Source organism: Pseudomonas sp. AS2.8 (assembly GCF_014190935.1).
GTDB lineage: Bacteria > Pseudomonadota > Gammaproteobacteria > Pseudomonadales > Pseudomonadaceae > Chryseomonas.
In genome coordinates, this window is sequence record NZ_JACHVV010000002.1 from 860,323 (window position 1) to 880,904 (window position 20,582).

Here is a 20,582-nt window from a genome sequence, read left to right on the forward strand (position 1 = left end):
TTACTTGGGCGTACGACGGATCTTGGCACCGAGCAGCTGGAATTTCTCCTCGATGCATTCGTAGCCGCGGTCGATGTGGTAGATGCGATCGATCAGGGTATCGCCTTCGGCCACCAGGGCGGCGATGACCAGGCTCGCCGAGGCGCGCAGGTCGGTCGCCATGACCGGAGCGGCCTTGAGGCTCTGGACCCCGGTGACGATGGCGGCATTGCCTTCGATGGCGATGTTGGCGCCCATGCGCACCATTTCGTGAACGTGCATGAAGCGGTTCTCGAAGATGGTCTCGACCACGGTACCGGTGCCTTCGGCGACGGCGTTCATGGAGATGAACTGGGCCTGCATGTCGGTGGGGAACGCCGGGTAGGGCGCCGTGCGGATGTTGACCGCACGGGGGCGATTGCCCTTCATGTCCAGCTCGATCCAGTTGCTGCCGGTCGAGATGTGGGCACCGGCCTCTTCCAGCTTGGCCAGCACGGCCTCGAGGATGGTCGGATCGGTGTCCTTGAGCTTGACGCGGCCGCGGGTGGCAGCGGCGGCGACCAGGTAGCTGCCGGTCTCGATGCGGTCCGGCAGCACCGAATAGGTGGCGCCGCCCAGGCGCTCGACGCCTTCCACGGTGATGGTGTCGGTACCGGCACCCTGGATGTTGGCACCCATGGCGATCAGGCAGTTGGCCAGATCGACGACCTCGGGCTCGCGGGCGGCGTTCTGGATCACGCTGCGACCCTTGGCCAGGGTGGCGGCCATCAGCACGTTCTCGGTACCGGTCACGCTGACGGTATCGAAGTAGTAGTGGGCACCGCGCAGGCCGCCGGCCGGCGCCTTGGCCTTGATGTAGCCGCCTTCGACGGTGATCTTGGCACCCATGGCTTCCAGGCCGCGCAGGTGCAGATCGACCGGACGCGAGCCAATGGCGCAGCCGCCGGGCAGGGCGACTTCCGCTTCGCCGAAGCGCGCGACCATCGGGCCCAGCACCAGGATCGAGGCGCGCATGGTCTTGACCAGTTCATAGGGCGCGACCAGGGTCTTGATGCTGGACGCATCCACCTCGACATTGAGCTTTTCGCCGATCACCGGCTGGACTCCCATGCGACCGAACAGCTCGATCATGGTGGTGATGTCGTGCAGGTGCGGCAGGTTGGCGATGGTCACCGGGGTGTCGGCGAGCAGGGTCGCGGCCAGGATCGGCAGGGCGGAGTTCTTGGCCCCGGAAATGCGAATTTCACCGTTCAGGCAGTTGCCGCCGGTAATGATCAGTTTGTCCATAGCGAGTTCTCGGCGCTGCGAATCAGGCGCGTTCGGCCCAGGCAGCACGGGTGAAGAATTTCATGGTGACAGCATGGATGCTGCCATCGGCGATCTGCGGCTGGAGATGGGAGTAGACCTGCTGCTGACGCTTGACCGGGCTGAGTGCCTGGAGCTCGTCGCTGATCAGGTAGAGCTGGAAGTTGCAGCCCTCGCCTTCCACTTCGACCTGGGTATCGGCCAGTTTTGCCTCCAGGAGGCTTTTGACTTCTTGGGCCTGCATGGCGGCACCTCGGCAATCTAGTACAGCCGGCGATCATACAAAAAAACCGGCTGTACGGCGACTGCGATGACCACTACCCGTGAGCGTCGTCCGCCAGGGGCAGCAGTTCGAGGGCATCCGAGACGTCGGCGATCTGCCGCAACTCGGAGGGCAGGCCGGCGATGGTCAGCGGGCGACCCGCGGCCTGGGCATCGCGCAGCCAGGCCAGCAACAGCGCCAGGCCGGCGCTGTTGGAGCGTTCGACACCGGCGCAGTCGAGTACCAGCGGCCCGCTGCCCTGGCCGATCAGCGCCCTGCCCTGCTCGCGCAGGGTGGGCACATTGGCGTGCTCGAGAACGCCCGACAGCTGCAGTCGGGCGCCTTCACCGGTGATGGTGGCGCGACTCACGAACCGACCTTGGCCTTCTGGGCCTCGGGAGAATCCTTGGCCTTGGCCACGGTGCCCGCCCAGTTGTTGATGGTCTTGTCCAGGTCGTTGCCGTTTTCCTGCATCGCCTGGGCGAACTGGTCGCGGAACAGCTTGCCGAGGTTCAGGCCATTGATGATGACGTTGCGCACCTTCCACTCATTGCCCTGCTTGACCATGCTGTACTGCACCGGGTACACGGCGCCGTTGTTGCCCTTGACCTCCATGCCCACGCTGGTGCGATCGGGACCGTCGGACGGCCCTTCGGGCAGCACCCGGATACCCTGGTTGTTGTACTCCAGCAGCGCATTGCCATAGAACTGCATCAGGCTGCGCTTGAAGTTCTCCTGGAAGCGCGCCATCTGCTCGGGCGAGGCGCTGCGGCTGTAGCGCACGGTCATGATGCTGCGCGAGATGCCTTCGGCATCCACCACCGGGCCGAGGATGTTGTTGAGCGACTCGTAGAAGGCTTCCGGGCTGCTGCGATACCGGTCGCGATTGGCCTCGAGATCGCTGAGCAGGGTGCTGGTGGTCTGCTGGATCACGTCGTGGGCCGAGGGCGCCGCCTGGGACACCAGTGGCAGCAGGGCCAGGATCGCGATCACTCCGTGACGAAGTAGCTTGAGCATGGAGAAGCCTCTCATCATTTATTGGCGGAAGAGTCTTTATTGACCGAATTGAGCAGGAATTTGCCGATCAGGTCTTCGAGAACCAGGGACGATTGTGTATCTCGAATGGTCGAGCCTTCCTTGAGCACCTGCTCGTCACCGCCCACGCTGATGCCGATGTATTTCTCGCCGAGCAGGCCGGCGGTCAGGATCGAGGCGATGGAATCGGTCGGCAGGTTGTCCACCTGCTTGTCGATCTGCATGGTGACCCGGCCGCGGTAGCTGTTGCGGTCGAGATCGATGGCGGTGACCTTGCCGATGGTCACGCCCGACATGGTCACCCTCGATCTCACGGTGAGACCGGCGATGTTGTCGAAGTAGGCATAGACCTTGTAGGTATCGTGATGGTCGCTCATCGTCAGACCGCTTACCCGCAGCGCCAGCAGCAGCAGTGCGAGCACGCCGGCCAGCAGGAAGAGTCCGACACCGATTTCCTGGGTGCGGGTTTGCATCAGAGATCTCCAAACATCAGGGCGGTAAGAATGAAGTCGAGGCCGAGCACGGCGAGCGACGCATAGACGACGGTACGGGTGGTGGCGCGGCCGATGCCTTCGGAGGTCGGCTCGCAGTCATACCCCTGGAAGACGGCGACCCAGGTCACCACGAAGGCGAACACCAGACTCTTGATCACGCCATTGAGCACGTCGCTGAGCATCACGCTGTTCTGCATGGTGGCCCAGAAGGAGCCGTCATAGACGCCGAGCCAGTCGATGGCGACCATGGCCGCGCCCCAGATACCCACCACGTTGAACATGGCGGCCAGCAGCGGCATGGAAATGAAGCCGGCCCAGAAACGTGGCGCGACGATGTACTTGAGCGGATCCACGCCGATCATTTCCAGGCTGGACAGCTGCTCGGTGGATTTCATGTTGCCGATCTCGGCAGTCAGGGCGGAACCTGCCCGTCCGGCGAACAGCAGGGCCGTCACCACCGGGCCGAGTTCGCGCAGCAGGGTCAGGGCGACCATCTGCCCTACCGCCTGCTCGGAGCCGTACTTGACCAGGATGTTGTAGCCCTGCAGGGCGATCACCATGCCGATGAAGAAGCCCGACACCACGATGATCGGCAGCGACATCACGCCTACGGAATAGAGTTGCTTGCCCAGCAGCTGCAGGCCGCTGCCCGCGCCACCGCGACCGAACACCGCCAGCAGCAGGACGATGACCGAGCGGCCGATGGCCGCCACGACATCCAGCCCGGCGCGGCCCAGTCGACGAATCCGCTCCACGGCGGAGACCTTACGCATCAGTGTTTCCCCAGCAAGGCATCGCGCAGATCCGGCGCGGCGAAGTGGAAGGGTACCGGGCCATCGGGGATGCCCTGCATGAACTGGCGAACCCGCGGATCCGGCGATTCGCGCAATTCCTTTGGCGTGCCCTGTCCCAGCACCCTGGTATCGCCCACCACATAGAGGTAGTCGGCGATGCTGGCGGTCTCGGCCAGGTCGTGGGAGACCACGATGCTGGTCAGCCCCAGCGCCTGGTTGAGCAGGCGGATGAGCCGCACCAGCACGCCCATGGCGATGGGGTCCTGGCCGACGAAGGGCTCGTCGTACATGAGGATCTGCGGATCCAGGGCGATGGCCCGCGCCAGGGCGACCCGGCGCTTCATGCCGCCGGACAGCTCGTCCGGCATCAGCTCGACGGCACCGCGCAGGCCCACCGCCTGCAACTTGAGCAGGACGATGTCGCGGATCATCTCTTCGGGCAGCTTGGTGTGCACGCGCAGCGGAAAGGCCACGTTCTCGAAGACATCGAGATCGGTGAACAGCGCGCCGCTCTGGAACAGCACGCCCATCTGCCGGCGCATGTCGAACAGCTCACCCCGGGACAGCTGCGGCAGGTTGGCGCCATTGACCCAGATCTCGCCGCTGCTCGGTCGCAACTGGGCGGCGATGAGGCGCAACAGGGTGGTCTTGCCACTGCCGGACGGTCCCATGATCCCGGTGACCTTGCCCCGCGGGATGCGGATATCGACCCGGTCGTAGATGAGACGCGTGCCGCGCTTGAAGGAAACGCCCTTTAGCTCCACGGCGTACGGGCTATCGACGGTCATCGAGACTCCTAAGGTTCAACTCTGTGCAGGGAGACGCCGCTCCGCCGCTTCAGGGCACGCGGCTCTCGCGTTCGGCGGCCCCGGCAAAAGGGCGGCACTATAGCATTCGTGCCGATGAGACTCCTGAACTGCGGGCGACGTTGCTGAGTGTCGCGGCTTTGCGCATATAATTTCCGATTGTCCCGTCACCTGCCTTCTGACCCATGCCCGACTCAATAGATTTCATCGCTTCCGCCAAGCGCACCATAGATGTAGAGCGAGCGGCAGTGGCCGCCCTGGGCGAACGCATCGACGAAAGCTTCGCCGCCGCCTGTCGCCGACTGCTCGACTGCCGCGGACGCATCGTGGTCCTGGGCATGGGCAAGTCCGGGCATGTCGGCAACAAGATCGCCGCGACCCTGGCCAGCACCGGCAGTCCGGCCTTCTTCGTGCACCCGGCGGAAGCCAGCCATGGCGACATGGGCATGATCACCCGCGATGACGTCATCATCGCCATCTCCCAGTCGGGCACCTCCAGCGAGATCCTGACCCTGCTGCCGCTGATCAAGCGCCTCGGCGTCCCGCTGATCAGCTTTGCCGGCAATCCCGCCTCGCCGCTGGCCAAGGCCGCGGACGTCAACCTGGACACCAGCGTCGCCACCGAGGCCTGCCCGCTCAACCTGGCGCCCACCTCCTCCACCACCGTCGCCCTGGTGCTGGGCGACGCCCTGGCCATCGCCCTGCTCGAGGCCCGTGGCTTCACCGCCGAGGATTTCGCCTTTTCCCACCCGGGTGGCGCCCTGGGTCGGCGCCTGCTGCTCAAGGTGGAAGACGTCATGCATGCCGGCGCCGACCTGCCGCAGGTCGGCGAAGACACCCTGGTCTCCGATGCCCTGCTGGAGATGTCGCGCAAGGGACTGGGCATGACCAGCGTGCTCGCCACCGATGGCCGTCTGGCCGGCATCTTCACCGACGGTGATCTGCGCCGGGCCCTGGATCGCGGCATCGACGTGCGCGCCACGGCGATCGCAACCGTGATGACCCGCGGTGGTCGAACCGCCAGGGCGCAGATGCTTGCCGCCGAGGCGCTGAAGATCATGGAAGAGCACAAGATCAACGCGCTGGTGGTGATCGATGACGAGCGCCGGCCGATCGGCGCCCTCAACATGGGTGACCTGCTACGCGCCGGGGTGCTGTAGGCCGGGTTATACTGCCCGACTAATACGCCGCACTCCCGTGTTCAACCCGCCGCCCCCTGGTGCGGCCCACCACAGGTACCCTCATGTTTCGCAGCTTGCGCCGCCCCGTGCTGTTGGTCCTGATCGCCGCCGCGCTCATCGCGATCGGCTACTGGAACATCCTGCCGCAGCGCTTCGTCGATGCTCCGGCCTCGTCGACCCCGCAAGACAGCGCCATCGACGGCTATGCCCTCAATACCCGGACGATCCAGTATCGCCTGGACGGCAAGATCCAGTACGAACTCAAGGCCGAGCGCAGCGAACACGTCAAGGCGACCGACGTCACCCTGGTGACCCGGCCCGACATGCTGGCCTTTCGCGGTACCGACTATCCCTGGCACATTCGCAGTGCCCGCGCCGAGGTCGCCCCCGGTGGCAGTCAGGCGGAGCTGATCGATGACGTGCGCGTCGAGCGTACCGATGAAAAAGGCCGCCCGGTGGTGTTGACCACCACCCGCATGACCGTCTTTCCTGACAAACAATATGCGCAAACCGAGCAAGCCGTTAGAATCGAGGCCGCCAATGGGGTGACCACGGCCAATGGCATGAAAGCGTATCTAGAAGACGGCAGAATGCTCCTGCTGTCCAACGTAAGAGGCCAGCATGAGGTTCGTTAAAACCCTCCCCTTCCTGTTCACCCTCGGCGCCACCTTTGGCAGTGCCGCGGCTTGGGCCCTGCCGACCGATCGCACCCAGCCGATCCGCGTGCAGGCCGACAGCGCCGAGCTCGACGACAAGCAGGGCGTGGCCGTGTACCGCGGAGACGTGGTCATCACCCAGGGCAGCATGAAGATCACCGGCAACACGGTGACCTTGACCCAGGACAACCAGGGCAACATCAAGGTCGCCACCGCAGTGGGCAAACCGGCCTACTACGAGCAGAAGCCCTCGGCGGACAAGGACATCGTCAAGGCCTATGGTCTGACGATCCAGTATTTCGCCCAGGAAAATCGCATCATCCTGATCGATCAGGCCAAGGTGGTCCAACAGGGCAACACCTTCGAAGGCGAGAAGATCGTCTACGACACCCAGCGCCAGATCGTCAACGCCGGGCGCGCCAACGGCAGCAAGGTCACCACGCCGCGGCCGCGGATCGACATGGTCATCCAGCCCAAGGATCAGCAGCAGTCGGGGCAGGGACAATGACGGTCACGCTCAAAGCCCAGCATCTGGCCAAGAGCTACAAGGGTCGTCAGGTCGTTCGCGACGTCAGCGTCAGCATCGACAGCGGTCAGATCGTCGGCCTGCTCGGTCCGAACGGTGCCGGCAAGACCACCTGCTTCTACATGATCGTCGGCCTGGTCAAGGCCGATCAGGGTCGGGTGCTGATCGACGACCAGGACGTCACCGCCCTGCCCATGCATGGCCGGGCCCGCGCCGGGATCGGCTATCTGCCGCAGGAAGCCTCGATCTTTCGCAAGCTGACCGTGGCCGACAACATCCTCGGCATCCTGGAAACCCGCAAGGACCTGGACAAGGCCGGCCGCCTGCGCGAGCTGGAAAGCCTGCTGCAGGAATTCCACATCACCCATATCCGCGACAACCGCGGCATGAGTCTGTCGGGTGGTGAGCGGCGCCGCGTCGAGATCGCTCGCGCCCTGGCCACCGCGCCCAAGTTCATCCTGCTGGACGAACCCTTCGCCGGCGTGGACCCCATCTCGGTGGGCGACATCAAGCAGATCATTCGCCACCTCAAGGCCAAGGGCATCGGCGTGCTCATCACCGACCACAATGTCCGGGAAACCCTGACCATCTGCGAAACGGCCTACATCGTTAACGACGGCCAGCTCATCGCCGAAGGTACCGCCGAGGAAGTCCTCGCCAACGACCTGGTCAAGGAAGTCTATCTGGGCCACGAATTCCGCCTCTAGGCAAACCCGGGGAAACAAGGCATATAATTTGCTAACGCTCGCAGGGTTCGCGAGGTTCGGTGGCGCTGTTCGCGTCGGTAGACAAGGTGTATTTCCGCAGCCATGAAACCATCGCTAGTCCTCAAGATGGGCCAGCAGCTGACGATGACGCCGCAGCTGCAACAAGCCATACGTCTGCTTCAGCTCTCGACGCTCGACTTGCAACAGGAAATCCAGGAAGCCCTGGAATCCAATCCGATGCTGGAACGTCAGGAAGAAGGTGAAGACTTCGACCAGAGCGAAGCCTCGAGCGAAGGCGATGAGAGCTCAGGCTCGGGCAACCTGGAAACCACCTTCAAGGAAACCTCGGTCGCCACCAACGAGATGGCCGACGAATCCGAGTGGAGCGAGCGCATCCCCAGCGACAGCGAGCTGCCGGTCGATACCGCCTGGGAAGACATCTACCAGACCAGTGCCAGCAGCCTGCCCAGCAATGACGACGACGAGTGGGACTTCACCACTCGCACCTCGGCGGGCGAGAGCCTGCAGACCCACCTGCTCTGGCAACTCAACCTGGCACCCATGTCGGATCTCGATCGCCTGATCGCCGTGGCGATCATCGACGGCATCGACACCGACGGCTATCTGCAGGAGAGCCTCGAAGATATCCATGCTTCCCTCGATCCCGAGCTGGAAGTCGATCTCGATGAAGTCGAGGTGGTCCTCAGGCGCGTCCAGCAATTCGAGCCGGCCGGGGTCGCCGCGCGCAATCTGCGCGAATGCCTGCTGATCCAGCTGGCCCAGCTACCGGCCAACCTCCCCCTGCTCGGCGAGGCCAGGCGCCTGGTCAGCGATTACCTCGACCTGCTCGGCAGCCGCGACTATGCGCAGCTGATGCGGCGCATGAAGATCAAGGAAGACGAGCTCAAGCCCGTCATCGAACTGATCCAGACGCTGCATCCGCGCCCCGGCTCGCAGATCGAATCCGGCGAAGCCGAATACGTGGTGCCGGACGTCATCGTCCGCAAGCACAACGAGCGCTGGCTGGTGGAGCTCAATCAGGAAGCCGTGCCGCGCCTGCGGGTCAATCCCCAGTACGCCGGCTTCGTCAAGCGCGCCGACAGCAGCGCCGACAACACCTATATGCGCAACCAGCTGCAGGAAGCCCGCTGGTTCATCAAGAGCCTGCAGAGCCGCAACGAGACCCTGATGAAGGTGGCGACCCAGATCGTCGAGCACCAGCGCGGTTTTCTCGAATACGGCGAAGAGGCGATGAAGCCGCTGGTCCTGCATGACATCGCCGAGGCGGTGGGCATGCACGAATCGACCATCTCCCGGGTGACCACCCAGAAGTTCATGCACACCCCGCGTGGCATCTACGAACTCAAGTATTTCTTCTCCAGCCACGTCAGCACCGCCGAGGGGGGCGAATGCTCCTCCACCGCGATCCGCGCGATCATCAAGAAATTGGTGGCGGCGGAAAACGCGAAAAAGCCGTTGAGTGACAGCAAGATCGCTGGTTTACTGGAATCGCAAGGTATACAAGTCGCTCGTCGCACGGTGGCTAAGTATCGGGAATCCCTGGGTATCGCTCCGTCCAGCGAACGCAAGCGTCTCATCTGACGCGTCCTGATGTGTGACCGTGCTTCGTTCGATCCTTGTCATGTCGGCGAGCAGCTTCGCCGATGCAGCCCGGCAATAAGGAGAAGCGGTATGCAAGTCAACATCAGTGGCCATCAGCTTGAAGTGACAGAAGCCCTGCGTGACTACATCGGCGAGAAACTCGCCCGCCTCGAACGGCACTTCGACCGTATTACCAACGTCCAGGTCATCCTGGAAGTGGACAAGCTCAAGCAGAAAGCCGAAGCCACCCTGCACGTCGCCGGCGCCGCCGTGGTTGCCAATGCCGAGCACGACGACATGTATGCCGCCATCGATCTCCTGGCCGACAAGCTCGACCGCCAACTGATTAAACACAAGGAAAAATCGATCGAACGCCAGCAGGGCGTCGGCGTCCGCTGAGGTTTCGATCGCCGCTTTATGATCAGACTCGAAAACATCCTGACCCCCGGCCGCACCCAGACGGGTGCGCCGGGTGGCAGCAAAGCCGCTGTACTGGAACGCATCGCCGAGCTGGCCGCGCAGGAACTGCCCGGCCACGACGCGGCGCACATCCATGAATGCCTGATGGCGCGCGAGCGCCTGGGCTCGACCGGTTTCGGCAATGGCATCGCCATTCCCCACTGCCGCCTGGCGGGTCTGCAGCAACCGCTGTGCGTGCTCTTCCACCTGCAGCAGCCGGTGGACTTCGATTCCCTGGACGGCGCTCCGGTAGACCTGGTGTTCGTCCTCCTGGTCCCGGAAGCCGCCACCGAGCAGCACCTCACCCTGCTACGCCAGATCGCCGGCATCCTCGATCGCGCCGACATCCGCGAGCGGCTGCGCAAGGCGAGGGACAGTCAGGCGCTCTATCAGATCGTCGTCGAGGCCCAGAGCGGACACTGACATGCACCTCATCATCGTGAGCGGACGTTCCGGGTCGGGCAAGAGTACGGCGCTCAACGTGCTTGAGGACAATGGCTTCTATTGCATCGACAACCTGCCGGCCAGTCTGCTGCCCGATCTGGCCCAGCATGCGCTGACCGACATGGAGCGCCCCCAGCCCAAGGTCGCCCTGTCCATCGATGCGCGCAACCTGCCCAGTCAGTTGCAACGCTTTCCCGAATTGCTCGAACAGGTGCGCAGTCGCAACATCCGCTGCGACGTCCTCTATCTGGACGCCGATGACCAGGCGCTGCTCAAGCGTTTTTCCGAGACGCGCCGCCGGCATCCGCTGTCGAACCAGGAAAGGTCCCTGGCCGAAGCCATCCATGACGAGCAGGTGCTGCTGTCGCCCATTGCCGACCTGTCCGACCTGAAGATCGACACCACCCATCTCAATCTCTATCAGCTGCGCGACATCCTCAAGTTGCGCCTGCTGAACGCGCCGGAGCCCGGCACCGCCTACCTGGTGGAATCCTTTGGCTTCAAGCGCGGGCTGCCAGTGGACGCGGACATGGTGTTCGATGTGCGCTTCCTGCCCAATCCCTACTGGAAACCGGACCTGCGCGACTTTTCCGGACTGGATGCCCCGGTACGCGACTATCTCGAGCAACAGCCCGAGGTAGAGACCCTGTACAATGACATCCGCGATTACCTGGTGAAGTGGCTGCCGCGTTTTGCCGCCAACAACAGGTCCTATGTGACCGTGGCCATTGGCTGTACCGGTGGTCATCACCGTTCGGTCTATCTGGCCGATCGCCTGGGTCGCGAACTCAAAGACCTGCTCAAGAACGTCCAGATTCGTCACCGCGATCTCTGACGCCCGTTTTGTTTCGACAAGGACAGACTCAATGCCTGCCCAACAGATCACCATCATCAACAAGCTGGGCCTGCACGCCCGTGCGGCTGCCAAGTTCGTCGGCGTGGCCGGCCGCTATCCTGCCAGCATTCGCGTCGGCCGCAGCGGCGAACCGCCCGTGGACGGCAAGAGCATCATGGCGGTCATGATGCTGGCCGCTGGCAAGGGCACGGTGCTGCAACTGGAAACCGAGGGTGAACAGAGCGACGAGGCCATGCGCGCCCTGGTCGAGCTGATCAACAACTACTTCGACGAAGGTGAGTGATCAGCCCTGCTCCAGCGTTGCCCAATAAGAAAGCCGCCCGAGGGCGGCTTTTTCATTGGGCGTCGATCAGGCGTTCAGCGCCGTGTCGTAGCGACGGGACACTTCCGGCCAGTTGATGACGTTGAAGAAGGCACCGATGTACTCGGGACGGCGGTTCTGGTAGCGCAGGTAATAGGCGTGCTCCCAGACGTCCAGGCCGAGGATCGGGGTGTTGCCGGTCATCAGCGGGCTGTCCTGGTTGCCGGTGCTCTCGACCACCAGCTTCTTCTCGGGGGTGACGCTCAGCCAGGCCCAGCCACTGCCGAAGCGGGTCAGGGCAGCCTTGGTGAAGGCTTCCTTGAAGGCATCGAAGCCACCCAGCTGGGACTCGATGGCTTCGGCCAGGGCGCCTTCGGGCTTGCCACCGGCGTTGGGGGCCATCACGGTCCAGAACAGGCTGTGGTTGGCATGGCCGCCACCGTTGTTCTGCACGGCGCCGCGCTTGTCCTGGGGCAGCTTGTCCAGCTGGCGAACCACGTCTTCGGCCGACAGGTTGGCGAACTCGGTGCCTTCCAGCGCCGCGTTCAGGTTGTTGATGTAGGTCTGGTGGTGCTTGGTATGGTGGATTTCCATGGTCTGGGCATCGACGTGCGGTTCCAGCGCGTCGTAGGCGTAGGGCAGCTGAGGCAGAGTATGCGGCATGCGGATTGTCTCCATGGTGGCTTTGGTATGGACCCAGCGCCCTTGGGCGATGGGGTGTACGGCTGGTGCGCCACGGCGCACCGTCTGAAGCCTGGGCCGTCCGGTCAGCGAATTCGACCGCACGGCTATGTCCTAGTGCATTGCTAGGATACTAACGAGTAACGGGGTGGGCTGTCTCCCGTTCGACAGGATTTTCCTCTCCACGACCTCTCCGGCGACCTTCACTAGCTGCCGGCCAGGGTCATGCCATCGATCAACACCGAGCCGGTGCGCAGACTGCCGCGGCGTTCCACGTCGCTGCCCACCGCCAGGATCTGGCGGAACATGTCGCCGAGACGGCCGGCGATGGTGACCTCCTGGACCGGAAACTGGATCTCGCCATTCTCGATCCAGAAGCCGCCGGCGCCACGGGAATAGTCGCCGGTGACCAGGTTGGTGCCCTGCCCCATCATTTCCGTGACCAGGAAGCCGGTGCCCATCTGCCGGATCAGTTCGGCCTGGTCGGCGGTACCGTGGCTGACATGGAGGTTGTGCACGCCGCCGGCATTGGCCGTGCTCTGCATGCCCAGCTTGCGCGCGGAGTAGCTGCCGAGCACATAGGACACCAGTCTGCCGTTCTCGACGAAGGGCTTGGCGTAGGTGGCCAGGCCCTCGCCGTCGAAGGCGGCGCTGCCCAGGGCGCGCGGCAGGTGCGGCCGCTCGTCCAGGGTCAGCCAGTCGGGAAACACCTGCTGGCCCAGGGCGCCTTCGAGGAAGGACGACTTGCGATAGAGGTTGCCGCCGGAGATGGCGGCGAGGAAGGTACTGAACAGGCCGGCCGCCATTTCCGGGGAAAACAGCACCGGGACCTTGGCGGTGGGCACCGGCCGCGCGCCCAGGCGACTCACGGCGCGCTCGGCGGCGCGGCGGCCGATCTCTTCGGCGCTCATCAGCTGAGTGCCGATGCGGTTGACGTCATAGTAGTAGTCGCGCTGCATGGCCTCGCCACTGCCGGCGATCATCACGCAGCTCAGGCTGTGGCGGGTGCTGGCATAGCCGCCGACGAAGCCGTGGCTGTTGCCGTATACCCGGCAGCCCTGGTGGGTATTGAGGGTGGTGCCGTCGGCGTTGCCGATGCGGCTGTCGGCGGCATAGGCCGCCGCTTCGCAGGCCAGGGCCTGCTCGATGGCCTGTTCGGGGGTGATGTCCCAGGGATGATAGAGGTCGAGATCGGGCAGCTCGCCGCGCGCCATCAAGTCGGCGTCGGCCAGGCCCGCGCAGGGGTCTTCGGAGGTGTGCTTGGCGATGGCCAGGGCCGCGGCCACGGTTTCGCGGATCGCTTCGGGACCGGTGGCGGAGGTGCTGGCCGAGCCCTTGCGCTGACCGGCATAGAGGGTGATGCCGAAACCCTGGTCGCGATTGAATTCGACCGTTTCCACCTCGCCCTTGCGGACCGAGGTGGACAGGCCCTGGTCGACCGAGACGGCCACTTCACCGGCACTGGCGCCCTGGCGCCGGGCCTCGGCCAGGATGGCCTCGACCTGTTCGCGCAATTCGGGGAGCGCAGCGGGACCCACGGCGGCGTTGCGATTCATGACGTTCTCCTTACGGACGGCGCCGGCCAGGCCGGACAACCGTGCGGCAACTCGTTATGATGGCGCCCATTCTTAGCTGGACCCCATAGTTCATGGTTGATTCTTACGACGACGACGCGCCGCTGGGCGAAAAGAGCAAGACACAGGTCAAGCGCGAGCTGCATGCGCTGCAGGATCTGGGCGAACGCCTGGCCGGTCTGCCGGCCGAGCAGCTGGACCGCCTGCCGCTCACCGATCCGCTGCGCAAGGCCCTGGCCGAAGCGCCCAAGCACAAGACGCACATCGCGCGCAAAAGGCATGTCCAGTACCTGGGCAAGCTGATGCGCGACCAGGACCTGGAAGCCATCCTGGCGCTGGCCGATCAGATGGACACCTCGACGCGGCAATACAACGAGCGCTTCCACGCCCTGGAGCGCTGGCGCGACCGTCTGATCGCCGAGGGCGACCAGGCGCTGGAAGCCTTCGTGGCGCTGTATCCGGAGACCGATCGCCAGCACCTGCGCGGCCTGGTGCGACATGCCCAGCACGAGGCGGCGCACAACAAGCCGCCCGCGGCGGCGCGCAAGGTCTTCAAGTACATCCGCACCCTCGACGAGAGCCAGCGCGGTCTGCGCTAGGTCCCTGTCCGCGATGGCCACGGCCGGCGCCCGCATCAGGCGCCGGTGCCGCCCACGGTGATGGCATCGATCTTCAGGGTCGGCTGACCCACGCCCACCGGCAGTGACTGGCCGTCCTTGCCGCAGGTCCCCACCCCCGCATCCAGCGCCAGGTCGTTGCCGACCATGGACACCCGGTTCATGACCTCGGGGCCGTTGCCGATCAGGGTGGCACCCTTCACCGGGCGACCGAGCTTGCCGTTCTCGATCAGATAGGCCTCGTTGGTGGTGAAGACGAACTTGCCGCTGGTGATGTCCACCTGACCGCCGCCCAGGCTGGCGCAATAGATGCCCTTCTCCACCGAGGCGATGATCTCGGCCGGATCGCTCTGGCCGGCCAGCATGTAGGTGTTGGTCATGCGCGGCATGGGCAGGTGCGCATAGGATTCGCGCCGCCCATTGCCGGTAGGCGCCACGCCCATCAGCCGGGCGTTGAGCTTGTCCTGCATGTAGCCCTTGAGGATGCCGTTCTCGATCAGCACGTTGTAGCCGCTGGGGGTGCCCTCGTCGTCGATGGACAGGGAGCCGCGGCGATCCGGCAGGGTACCGTCGTCGACGATGGTGCACAGCGAGGACGCCACCTGGCGACCGAGCTGGCCGCTGTAGTTGGAGCTGCCCTTGCGGTTGAAGTCGCCTTCCAGGCCATGGCCGACCGCTTCGTGCAGCAGCACGCCGGACCAGCCGGCGCCCAGCACCACCGGCAGGGTGCCGGCCGGGGCCGCGGTGGCTTCGAGATTGACCAGCGCCTGGCGCACCGCTTCGCGGGCATAGCCCAGGGCACGGTCGTCACGCTGGAAATAGCGGTAGTCGCAGCGACCGCCGCCGCCGCTGTTGCCGCGCTCGCGGCGGCCGTTCTGCTCGACGATGACACTGACGCCCAGGCGCACCAGCGGGCGTACGTCGGCCGCCAGGGTGCCGTCGACCGCGGCCACCAGGGTGCGCTCCCAGACCCCGGCCAGGCTGATGGTGACCTGCTGGATGCGCGGATCCAGGGCGCGGGTCGCCTCGTCCAGCTGCTTCAGGAAGGCGACCTTGGTGGCGCGATCCAGCACGTCCAGCGGATTGTCCTGGGCGTAGAGGCGCTGCGCCGGCTCCACCGCACGAAACGCCTGGACCTGGCCCTCGGCGCCACTGCGGGAAATGGAACGCGCGGCCTGGGCAGCCAGATCCAGGGCCTCGCCGGTAATGGCGTTGCTGTAGGCGAAACCGGTCTTCTCGCCGGACAGCGCCCGCACCCCGACGCCCTGGTCGAGGTGGAAGCCACCTTCCTTGACGATGCCGTCTTCCAGCAGCCAGGACTCGGAGACGATGCTCTGGAAATACAGGTCGGCGGCGTCGATGCCGGGCCCGGCCAGACGCTGCAGCACGGGTTGCAGATCGTCCACCGCGAGTCCGCCGGGACCCAGCAGGGCCGAGCCGACGCTATTCAGGTAATCACTCATGGAAACTCCAGACGACGCCACAGTGGGCGTCGGAACGTTGAAAGGGTCGCAACCTGGCCTCTAGCCTACTCGCGGAAGTCTCGGCGCCCTGATGCAAAAGACCAATGGCCGTCATTGCCGTTCGGCCAGGCGCGCCGGCAGGAAGCGGCGGTGCTGGGTCACCGGCATCCGCTGCCGCAACGCCGCCTGGCGCTCGGCATCGCGCTCGATGAGCAGCACCGCCTCGCCGCTGGCCTGGACGGCGAGCACCTCGCCCCAGGGATCCACCGCCATGGCATGCCCCCAGGTGCTGCGGCCATTGGCATGGACCCCGCCCTGGGCGGCGCCCAGCAGATAGCTCTGGGTCTCCACCGCCCGAGCGCGCAGCAGCAGCTCCCAGTGGGCCTGGCCGGTGGGCACGGTAAAGGCGGAGGGCGCGCTGATCAGCTCTGCCCCGGCGGCGCGCAGGGCGCCGTAGAGTTCCGGAAAGCGCAGGTCGTAGCAGACGCTCAGGCCCAGGCGACCGACCGGGGTGTCCACCACCGTGAGGGTCTGGCCGGCGGCATAGTGGTCGGATTCGCGATAGCTGCCCTGGCTGTCGCCGACGTCGGCATCGAAGAGGTGCAGCTTGTCGTAGCGGGCGACGCGCTGCCCCTGGTCGTCGAACAGCAGCGAACAGGCGCAGGGCTTGCCCTCGGTGGCACCGTCGGGCAGCAGCGGCAGGGTGCCAGCCAGCAGCCAGAGACCCAGCCCGCGCGCCCGCTCGGACAGCCAGGGCAGGATCTCGCCCTGCCCGAGCGCCTCGGCCCGCGCCAGTTCGGCGGGCGCCGGATGGCCGATGGCGACGAAGTTTTCCGGCAGCACCGCCAGGCGTGCGCCCGCTTCGGCAGCGCGTTCGAGCAGTCGCTCGGCGGCGCGCAGGTTGGCCGCCACCGCGGGGCCGCTGACCATCTGCAGGATGGCTATGGACATGCAGGCACTCCTGAAGGGAGCGTCCATCCTAAGCAGCGGTGCGGCCGCAGGGCAATGCTCAATCGCGCTTGCCCGTGGTCATGGTCGGATTCTGCCAGGGGCCTTCGATGTGGTAGTTGATGCTGGCCATGCGCGTGATGCGATCGCCGATCAGCCGATCGACGATGAACAGCGCGCCACCGATGGCCGGTGCCCCGGCGATCAGCGCGGCCAGCGGCAGGGAGTTGCTGACCGGCAGCCCGACCTTGAGGTTGGCATCGACCCGGTTGCTGGCCATGTCCAGCAGGCCCTGCAGACTCATCTCGGCACCTGGTCCGCTGAGGCTGATGGGCTTGCGGGTGCGGAAGGCACCCTGCTGGGCGTCGAGCACCCCGGTGATGCTGTCGTAGCTCAGGCCCTTGCCGAACAGATCGGAGAAATCCAGCCGCAGGCGGCGGCGGATGGATTCGAAATTGAGCAGGCCGAAGATGCGCAGCGCCGAGGCCGTGCCTTCTACCTGGCGCAACTGGCCGTCGTTGAAGCGCGCATCGAGGCTGCCATTGAGGCGGGCCAGGGCGACATAGGCCGGCGAGCCGGGCCAGTCGACGCGGGCATCCAGGCGGAAATCGCGACTGGTGACGCTGGAGGCGAAATTCCAGCCCAGCAGGATATCGGCGATGTTGCCGCCCGACAGGCGCCCCTGGTAGTAGCTGTGGGTCGCGCCCGGCGCGCCTTCCCAGCGCAGCGCGCCCTGCACCTTGAGGCCCCGCAGATCGAGATCCAGGGCGTTGAAATTGGCACCTGAGGGCGAAGGCCTGAGCTGCAGGCGCTGGGCACCCACCAGGCGGCCACCCAGCTCCAGGCGATCGATGACCAGATTCAGCGCCGGCAGGCTGCGCGGATCGACGTCGGCCAGCGGATCGGGGCGCGGCGCCTCGCTTTCCACCGAGGGATCCGCCGGCGTCTGGGGAATGCGCAGGTGCTGCAGGTTGATGTCGATCGGCTGGCCGGTCTGGCGCGGGATGCGCACCTGGCCGGCGATGGTCTGGCTGGCCAGGCCGAGTTGCCAGGCAGTGCCCTGGGGTTCATAGGTGAGGCGCAGGTTGTCGATCTGTTGCCCGAATGCCAGGAAGCGGCCGAAGTTGAGATCGCCCCGCCCGAGGCTGGAGACGTCCAGGGTGTTGCCACCGCCCTGCCCTGCACTGCCGCCGCCCGCCGCCTTGCCATAGCGCTGGTAGATGTCCTGCCAGGCGGCCAGGTCGAATTCCGCCAGTTGCCCGCGCAGGTCGTAGCCGGCGGCGCTGGGCAGATTGGCGGTACCACCGCCCAGCACGATCTCGCCGCGGCCCTTGGCGATGGCCTTGGGATCGAGCAGCAGCACGGCATCGGCGAGGCCCTTGTAGGTCGCCTCCACCCGCCGCTCGCCATCGTTGAGCGCCAGGCTGAAGAAGCCGTCACGCGCCTCCTCGGCGTTCTTGCCGAAAGGCGCGGGCAGATCGATGGTCACCCCGCGCAGATCCGAGGTGACCGCCAGTTCGCTGTGCTCGGCCAGGGTCAGGCCGAGGCGATAGCCAAGCAGGCCACGCGCCGGGATGGGTCGCCCTTCGCTGCCCAGCCAGCGCGCCAGCTGGTCGACGTCGACCCGACCGTCCACCACCAGCCGGGTGCGCGGATCGTCGGGCTTACCCTCGGCCAGGGCCTGCCCGCGAATGGGCTGGTCGAAGACCCGCGCCTGGATATCGGGGGCACTGAGGCCGCTGCGGGTGTCGTAGCGGAAGCTGCCACGCAGGTCGGTGAGGGTCAGCTGGGGATCGGCCAGTTCCAGGCGCGCCTTGTCCGGTGCCAGCTCGACCACCACCACCGGGGGCTGCCCCTTGGCCAGGGGGATGTCTAGATTCAAGCTGCTGTTGGCGAGCGCGCCCTCGCCCTTCCAGCCGGCGAACACCTTGGCGGTCGGCAGCGGCGTTTCCTGGAGGATCTTCAGGCCATCGCGCACGCTGCTGTCGAGCCGCGCGCTGAGTCGCAGGTGCGGCGCGCTGCCATCGTGCAGCAGCGGGATGCGCGCCTCGACCTCCCGGACCCGGGTGTCGAGGATGCGCCCTTCGGGGACCTGCACCTTAACTCCATCGCTTTCGATGAAGACATCGCCGCGTGCCTCGCGCAGGGCGGGCCAGCCGGGCTGATAGGCCAGTTGGGCGTCGTGCACCCGGAAGAACAGACTCATGGTGCGCGAGTGCGCCGGCGAGCCGTGGCGCAGCGAACCCTGGTACTGGTAGATGCCCTCATCGATGCGGCCGCCGACGATGGCGGTGGTCAGCCACTGGGCCAGCTCCGGACTGAAATCCGTGGCCGGCAGCCTGGTCGGCAGGTACTTGCGGGTGTAGCTGGCGTCGCCGTCCTTGAGGCCGACGCGCAGGTCCATGTAGCTGTCCACCTCGGGATGCAGACCGAGCTGGATATGCATGTCGCCACTGGCGGCACCTTCCGGCCCGGTGACCTGCATCAGGGCACTGCCCAGGGTGAAGCGCTGGTCGTCGAGACTCCAGGTCAGCCGCGCCCTGGCGGTGCGATAGCGCCAGGGTTCGGGAAAGAGATCGCTCAGGTGCAGCATGAAGTCGGTGGTATCCAGGCGCAATTCGCCACCACCCAGGCTGCCGCTCAGGCTGCCGGTGACACCCTCGGCGGCCGGGGCGCCGTGATAGGCGGCAAAGCCCACCCGTTCCAGGTTGGCCGCATAGGAGAGGCGCTCGCGCAACGGCTTCTGCGGATAGAAGTCGGCGTTGAGGTTGCGCAGCTGGCCATGGGGCGCCAGGGCCTGGAGCGCCTGGGCGACCGGCGCCGGCAGGGGCGCCAGGTCCCGCGCCAGCCGGGCGGCCTGCCGCAGATCCAGCTGGTCGCCACGCACCTGCAGGTGCTGGGCGGTGCTGTCATAGCCCAGGCCATAGCGGGCCTCCAGCGGCTTGCCATCGAGCTGGGCCTTGAGCGCCAGGGCCCCGTTATACTGGCTGGCGTCGCCGGCCTGCTGGTCGGCGTCCAGGGTCAGGGCCTGCAGGCGCACCGGAGGATGATCGGCATAGGCGAGCGTCAGGTCATCCGCCTTCAGCCGCAGGTGGGAGCGCTGCAACCGCCCTTCGCCCCAGGCGAACCAGAGTTCGCCTTCCGCCTGGGCACGCCGCAGTTGCCACTGCCGGGTCAGGGCCGCCGGCACCCAGCGAGACCAGTCGCTGGCGGGCAGGCTGAGATAGCCTTCGACGGTGCTGGCACGCCAGTCTTCGGGACGCGGCATGGCAGTGACATGCGCCGCGACCGTGCCGCCATCGGGCAACCGGAAACGGGTCGCCAGTTCCAGAGCGCCATTGAGCTGCCGGGACAGACTGGCCTCGGCATACCTCAGGGTCACCGGCGATCCCTGCTGGGGAATCAGGCTGAGCTGGCTGTCCAGCAGACTGGCATGGCCCAGGCGCGCCAGGCCATCGAGCAGCGGACCCGGATCGAAGGGCTTGGCATCCGGCGCTCGCGGCGGCAGGCCGCGCAGTTGCCAGTGCCCCTGGGCGTCTTCCTGCAGGACCAGATGGACGCCATCGACCTGCACGGACTTGAGTCGCAGCTGGCGATGCCAGAGGCTGCCGAAGACATCCGGCACCACCTGGAGATGATCCAGCTGCACCATGCCCTCGCCGCGACCCAGGGACAGGTCGCGCAGGATCAGTACCGGATTCCAGCGGGCCCAGCGCCCTTCGAGCCGGCCCAGGCGCACCGGCTCGCCGAGCGCCGCCGCGGCGCGCGACTCGACTTCGTTGCGGTATTCGCCGACCCAGGGCATGAGCAACCGCCCCAGGCCGAGGTAGAGCGTCAACAGGACGAGCACCAGCAGCGCCAGTCCCAGCGCGCCGCGTTTGAGCAGGGACAT

The 20,582-nt window shown here is 65.8% G+C and carries 22 protein-coding genes; 10 read left to right on the forward strand and 12 right to left on the reverse strand.

Annotated elements, in window-relative coordinates; genetic code table 11:
* From murA to FHR73_RS10960, 7 genes are all read right to left on the reverse strand, one after another.
* The gene (murA, locus tag FHR73_RS10930; protein WP_183631083.1) at positions 1–1,266 is read right to left on the reverse strand and encodes a UDP-N-acetylglucosamine 1-carboxyvinyltransferase; all 1,266 of its coding nucleotides are present in this window, start codon (positions 1,264–1,266) and stop codon (positions 1–3) included.
* 22 nt (positions 1,267–1,288) lie between these two features.
* Positions 1,289–1,528 (reverse strand): BolA family protein, encoded by a 240-nt coding sequence (locus FHR73_RS10935; RefSeq protein ID WP_007159508.1) that lies wholly within the window; start codon positions 1,526–1,528, stop codon positions 1,289–1,291.
* Between the two features lie 73 nt (positions 1,529–1,601).
* The gene (locus FHR73_RS10940) at positions 1,602–1,916 is read right to left on the reverse strand and encodes a lipid asymmetry maintenance protein MlaB (RefSeq protein ID WP_183631084.1); all 315 of its coding nucleotides are present in this window, start codon (positions 1,914–1,916) and stop codon (positions 1,602–1,604) included.
* On the reverse strand, positions 1,913–2,563 hold the full coding sequence (locus FHR73_RS10945; protein WP_183631085.1) for a phospholipid-binding protein MlaC: 651 nt from the start codon (positions 2,561–2,563) through the stop codon (positions 1,913–1,915). Before FHR73_RS10945 ends, FHR73_RS10940 begins: the two co-directional genes overlap by 4 nt.
* Before the next feature lie 14 nt (positions 2,564–2,577).
* Positions 2,578–3,054 (reverse strand): outer membrane lipid asymmetry maintenance protein MlaD, encoded by a 477-nt coding sequence (gene mlaD, locus FHR73_RS10950; protein WP_007159511.1) that lies wholly within the window; start codon positions 3,052–3,054, stop codon positions 2,578–2,580.
* Positions 3,054–3,848, reverse strand: a complete 795-nt coding sequence (gene mlaE / locus FHR73_RS10955; RefSeq protein ID WP_183631086.1) for a lipid asymmetry maintenance ABC transporter permease subunit MlaE — start codon at positions 3,846–3,848, stop codon at positions 3,054–3,056. Before mlaE ends, mlaD begins: the two co-directional genes overlap by 1 nt.
* Positions 3,848–4,657, reverse strand: a complete 810-nt coding sequence (locus FHR73_RS10960) for an ATP-binding cassette domain-containing protein (protein ID WP_183631087.1) — start codon at positions 4,655–4,657, stop codon at positions 3,848–3,850. Before FHR73_RS10960 ends, mlaE begins: the two co-directional genes overlap by 1 nt.
* 203 nt (positions 4,658–4,860) lie before the next feature.
* Between FHR73_RS10960 and FHR73_RS10965 the strand changes: the two genes are divergently transcribed.
* The 9 genes from FHR73_RS10965 to FHR73_RS11005 all read left to right on the forward strand — a co-directional run bounded on the left by FHR73_RS10965 (position 4,861) and on the right by FHR73_RS11005 (position 11,389).
* A complete protein-coding gene (locus tag FHR73_RS10965) occupies positions 4,861–5,835 on the forward strand; it encodes a KpsF/GutQ family sugar-phosphate isomerase (RefSeq protein WP_183631088.1) in 975 nt (324 codons plus the stop codon).
* Between the two features lie 83 nt (positions 5,836–5,918).
* Positions 5,919–6,491: an LPS export ABC transporter periplasmic protein LptC gene (gene lptC, locus FHR73_RS10970; RefSeq protein ID WP_007159515.1), complete on the forward strand. Its 573-nt coding sequence runs from the start codon at positions 5,919–5,921 to the stop codon at positions 6,489–6,491.
* Entirely contained in the window at positions 6,478–7,020 is a 543-nt protein-coding gene (gene lptA / locus FHR73_RS10975; RefSeq protein WP_007159516.1) for a lipopolysaccharide transport periplasmic protein LptA, read from the forward strand. Before lptC ends, lptA begins: the two co-directional genes overlap by 14 nt.
* On the forward strand, positions 7,017–7,745 hold the full coding sequence (gene lptB / locus FHR73_RS10980; RefSeq protein WP_017640054.1) for an LPS export ABC transporter ATP-binding protein: 729 nt from the start codon (positions 7,017–7,019) through the stop codon (positions 7,743–7,745). Before lptA ends, lptB begins: the two co-directional genes overlap by 4 nt.
* A 102-nt stretch (positions 7,746–7,847) precedes the next feature.
* Positions 7,848–9,347: an RNA polymerase factor sigma-54 gene (locus FHR73_RS10985; RefSeq protein WP_183631089.1), complete on the forward strand. Its 1,500-nt coding sequence runs from the start codon at positions 7,848–7,850 to the stop codon at positions 9,345–9,347.
* 90 nt (positions 9,348–9,437) lie between these two features.
* On the forward strand, positions 9,438–9,746 hold the full coding sequence (gene hpf / locus FHR73_RS10990; RefSeq protein WP_007159519.1) for a ribosome hibernation-promoting factor, HPF/YfiA family: 309 nt from the start codon (positions 9,438–9,440) through the stop codon (positions 9,744–9,746).
* 18 nt (positions 9,747–9,764) lie between these two features.
* The gene (gene ptsN / locus FHR73_RS10995) at positions 9,765–10,229 is read left to right on the forward strand and encodes a PTS IIA-like nitrogen regulatory protein PtsN (protein ID WP_133859840.1); all 465 of its coding nucleotides are present in this window, start codon (positions 9,765–9,767) and stop codon (positions 10,227–10,229) included.
* Position 10,230: 1 nt separating this feature from the next.
* A complete protein-coding gene (gene rapZ / locus FHR73_RS11000) occupies positions 10,231–11,085 on the forward strand; it encodes an RNase adapter RapZ (protein WP_133859841.1) in 855 nt (284 codons plus the stop codon).
* Positions 11,086–11,116: 31 nt separating this feature from the next.
* Positions 11,117–11,389, forward strand: a complete 273-nt coding sequence (locus FHR73_RS11005) for an HPr family phosphocarrier protein (protein WP_133859842.1) — start codon at positions 11,117–11,119, stop codon at positions 11,387–11,389.
* 66 nt (positions 11,390–11,455) lie between these two features.
* Here the strand turns inward: FHR73_RS11005 and FHR73_RS11010 are convergent, their stop codons facing one another.
* Both FHR73_RS11010 and pmbA read right to left on the reverse strand, forming a co-directional pair.
* Positions 11,456–12,070 carry a superoxide dismutase gene (locus tag FHR73_RS11010; RefSeq protein WP_183631090.1) on the reverse strand — a complete coding sequence of 205 codons (615 nt, stop codon included), beginning with the start codon at positions 12,068–12,070 and terminating at the stop codon, positions 11,456–11,458.
* A gap of 224 nt (positions 12,071–12,294) precedes the next feature.
* Positions 12,295–13,644, reverse strand: a complete 1,350-nt coding sequence (pmbA, locus tag FHR73_RS11015) for a metalloprotease PmbA (protein ID WP_183631091.1) — start codon at positions 13,642–13,644, stop codon at positions 12,295–12,297.
* A gap of 92 nt (positions 13,645–13,736) precedes the next feature.
* Here pmbA and yjgA point away from each other — a divergent pair, with 92 nt between their 5' ends.
* Positions 13,737–14,261 carry a ribosome biogenesis factor YjgA gene (yjgA, locus tag FHR73_RS11020; RefSeq protein WP_133859845.1) on the forward strand — a complete coding sequence of 175 codons (525 nt, stop codon included), beginning with the start codon at positions 13,737–13,739 and terminating at the stop codon, positions 14,259–14,261.
* A gap of 35 nt (positions 14,262–14,296) precedes the next feature.
* Here yjgA and tldD read toward each other — a convergent pair whose 3' ends face one another.
* From tldD to FHR73_RS11035, 3 genes are all read right to left on the reverse strand, one after another.
* Positions 14,297–15,742 (reverse strand): metalloprotease TldD, encoded by a 1,446-nt coding sequence (tldD, locus tag FHR73_RS11025; protein WP_183631092.1) that lies wholly within the window; start codon positions 15,740–15,742, stop codon positions 14,297–14,299.
* A gap of 111 nt (positions 15,743–15,853) precedes the next feature.
* The gene (locus tag FHR73_RS11030) at positions 15,854–16,693 is read right to left on the reverse strand and encodes a carbon-nitrogen hydrolase family protein (RefSeq protein ID WP_183631094.1); all 840 of its coding nucleotides are present in this window, start codon (positions 16,691–16,693) and stop codon (positions 15,854–15,856) included.
* A 58-nt stretch (positions 16,694–16,751) separates the two neighbouring features.
* Positions 16,752–20,582 (reverse strand): YhdP family protein, encoded by a 3,831-nt coding sequence (locus tag FHR73_RS11035; RefSeq protein WP_183631096.1) that lies wholly within the window; start codon positions 20,580–20,582, stop codon positions 16,752–16,754.

Excerpts from the sequence above, each read along its gene's own strand:
- lptA (WP_007159516.1), top strand. The coding sequence starts at position 6,478 with ATGAGGTTCGTTAAAACCCTCCCCTTCCTGTTCACCCTCGGCGCCACC.
- FHR73_RS11035 (WP_183631096.1), bottom strand. The coding sequence starts at position 20,582 with ATGTCCCTGCTCAAACGCGGCGCGCTGGGACTGGCGCTGCTGGTGCTC.
- FHR73_RS11030 (WP_183631094.1), bottom strand. The coding sequence starts at position 16,693 with ATGTCCATAGCCATCCTGCAGATGGTCAGCGGCCCCGCGGTGGCGGCC.
- mlaE (WP_183631086.1), bottom strand. The coding sequence starts at position 3,848 with ATGCGTAAGGTCTCCGCCGTGGAGCGGATTCGTCGACTGGGCCGCGCC.
- rapZ (WP_133859841.1), top strand. The coding sequence starts at position 10,231 with ATGCACCTCATCATCGTGAGCGGACGTTCCGGGTCGGGCAAGAGTACG.
- FHR73_RS10960 (WP_183631087.1), bottom strand. The coding sequence starts at position 4,657 with ATGACCGTCGATAGCCCGTACGCCGTGGAGCTAAAGGGCGTTTCCTTC.
- murA (WP_183631083.1), bottom strand. The coding sequence starts at position 1,266 with ATGGACAAACTGATCATTACCGGCGGCAACTGCCTGAACGGTGAAATT.
- hpf (WP_007159519.1), top strand. The coding sequence starts at position 9,438 with ATGCAAGTCAACATCAGTGGCCATCAGCTTGAAGTGACAGAAGCCCTG.
- ptsN (WP_133859840.1), top strand. The coding sequence starts at position 9,765 with ATGATCAGACTCGAAAACATCCTGACCCCCGGCCGCACCCAGACGGGT.
- FHR73_RS10965 (WP_183631088.1), top strand. The coding sequence starts at position 4,861 with ATGCCCGACTCAATAGATTTCATCGCTTCCGCCAAGCGCACCATAGAT.
- tldD (WP_183631092.1), bottom strand. The coding sequence starts at position 15,742 with ATGAGTGATTACCTGAATAGCGTCGGCTCGGCCCTGCTGGGTCCCGGC.
- pmbA (WP_183631091.1), bottom strand. The coding sequence starts at position 13,644 with ATGAATCGCAACGCCGCCGTGGGTCCCGCTGCGCTCCCCGAATTGCGC.
- FHR73_RS11005 (WP_133859842.1), top strand. The coding sequence starts at position 11,117 with ATGCCTGCCCAACAGATCACCATCATCAACAAGCTGGGCCTGCACGCC.
- FHR73_RS10985 (WP_183631089.1), top strand. The coding sequence starts at position 7,848 with ATGAAACCATCGCTAGTCCTCAAGATGGGCCAGCAGCTGACGATGACG.
- FHR73_RS10935 (WP_007159508.1), bottom strand. The coding sequence starts at position 1,528 with ATGCAGGCCCAAGAAGTCAAAAGCCTCCTGGAGGCAAAACTGGCCGAT.
- FHR73_RS10945 (WP_183631085.1), bottom strand. The coding sequence starts at position 2,563 with ATGCTCAAGCTACTTCGTCACGGAGTGATCGCGATCCTGGCCCTGCTG.
- mlaD (WP_007159511.1), bottom strand. The coding sequence starts at position 3,054 with ATGCAAACCCGCACCCAGGAAATCGGTGTCGGACTCTTCCTGCTGGCC.
- lptB (WP_017640054.1), top strand. The coding sequence starts at position 7,017 with ATGACGGTCACGCTCAAAGCCCAGCATCTGGCCAAGAGCTACAAGGGT.
- FHR73_RS11010 (WP_183631090.1), bottom strand. The coding sequence starts at position 12,070 with ATGCCGCATACTCTGCCTCAGCTGCCCTACGCCTACGACGCGCTGGAA.
- yjgA (WP_133859845.1), top strand. The coding sequence starts at position 13,737 with ATGGTTGATTCTTACGACGACGACGCGCCGCTGGGCGAAAAGAGCAAG.
- lptC (WP_007159515.1), top strand. The coding sequence starts at position 5,919 with ATGTTTCGCAGCTTGCGCCGCCCCGTGCTGTTGGTCCTGATCGCCGCC.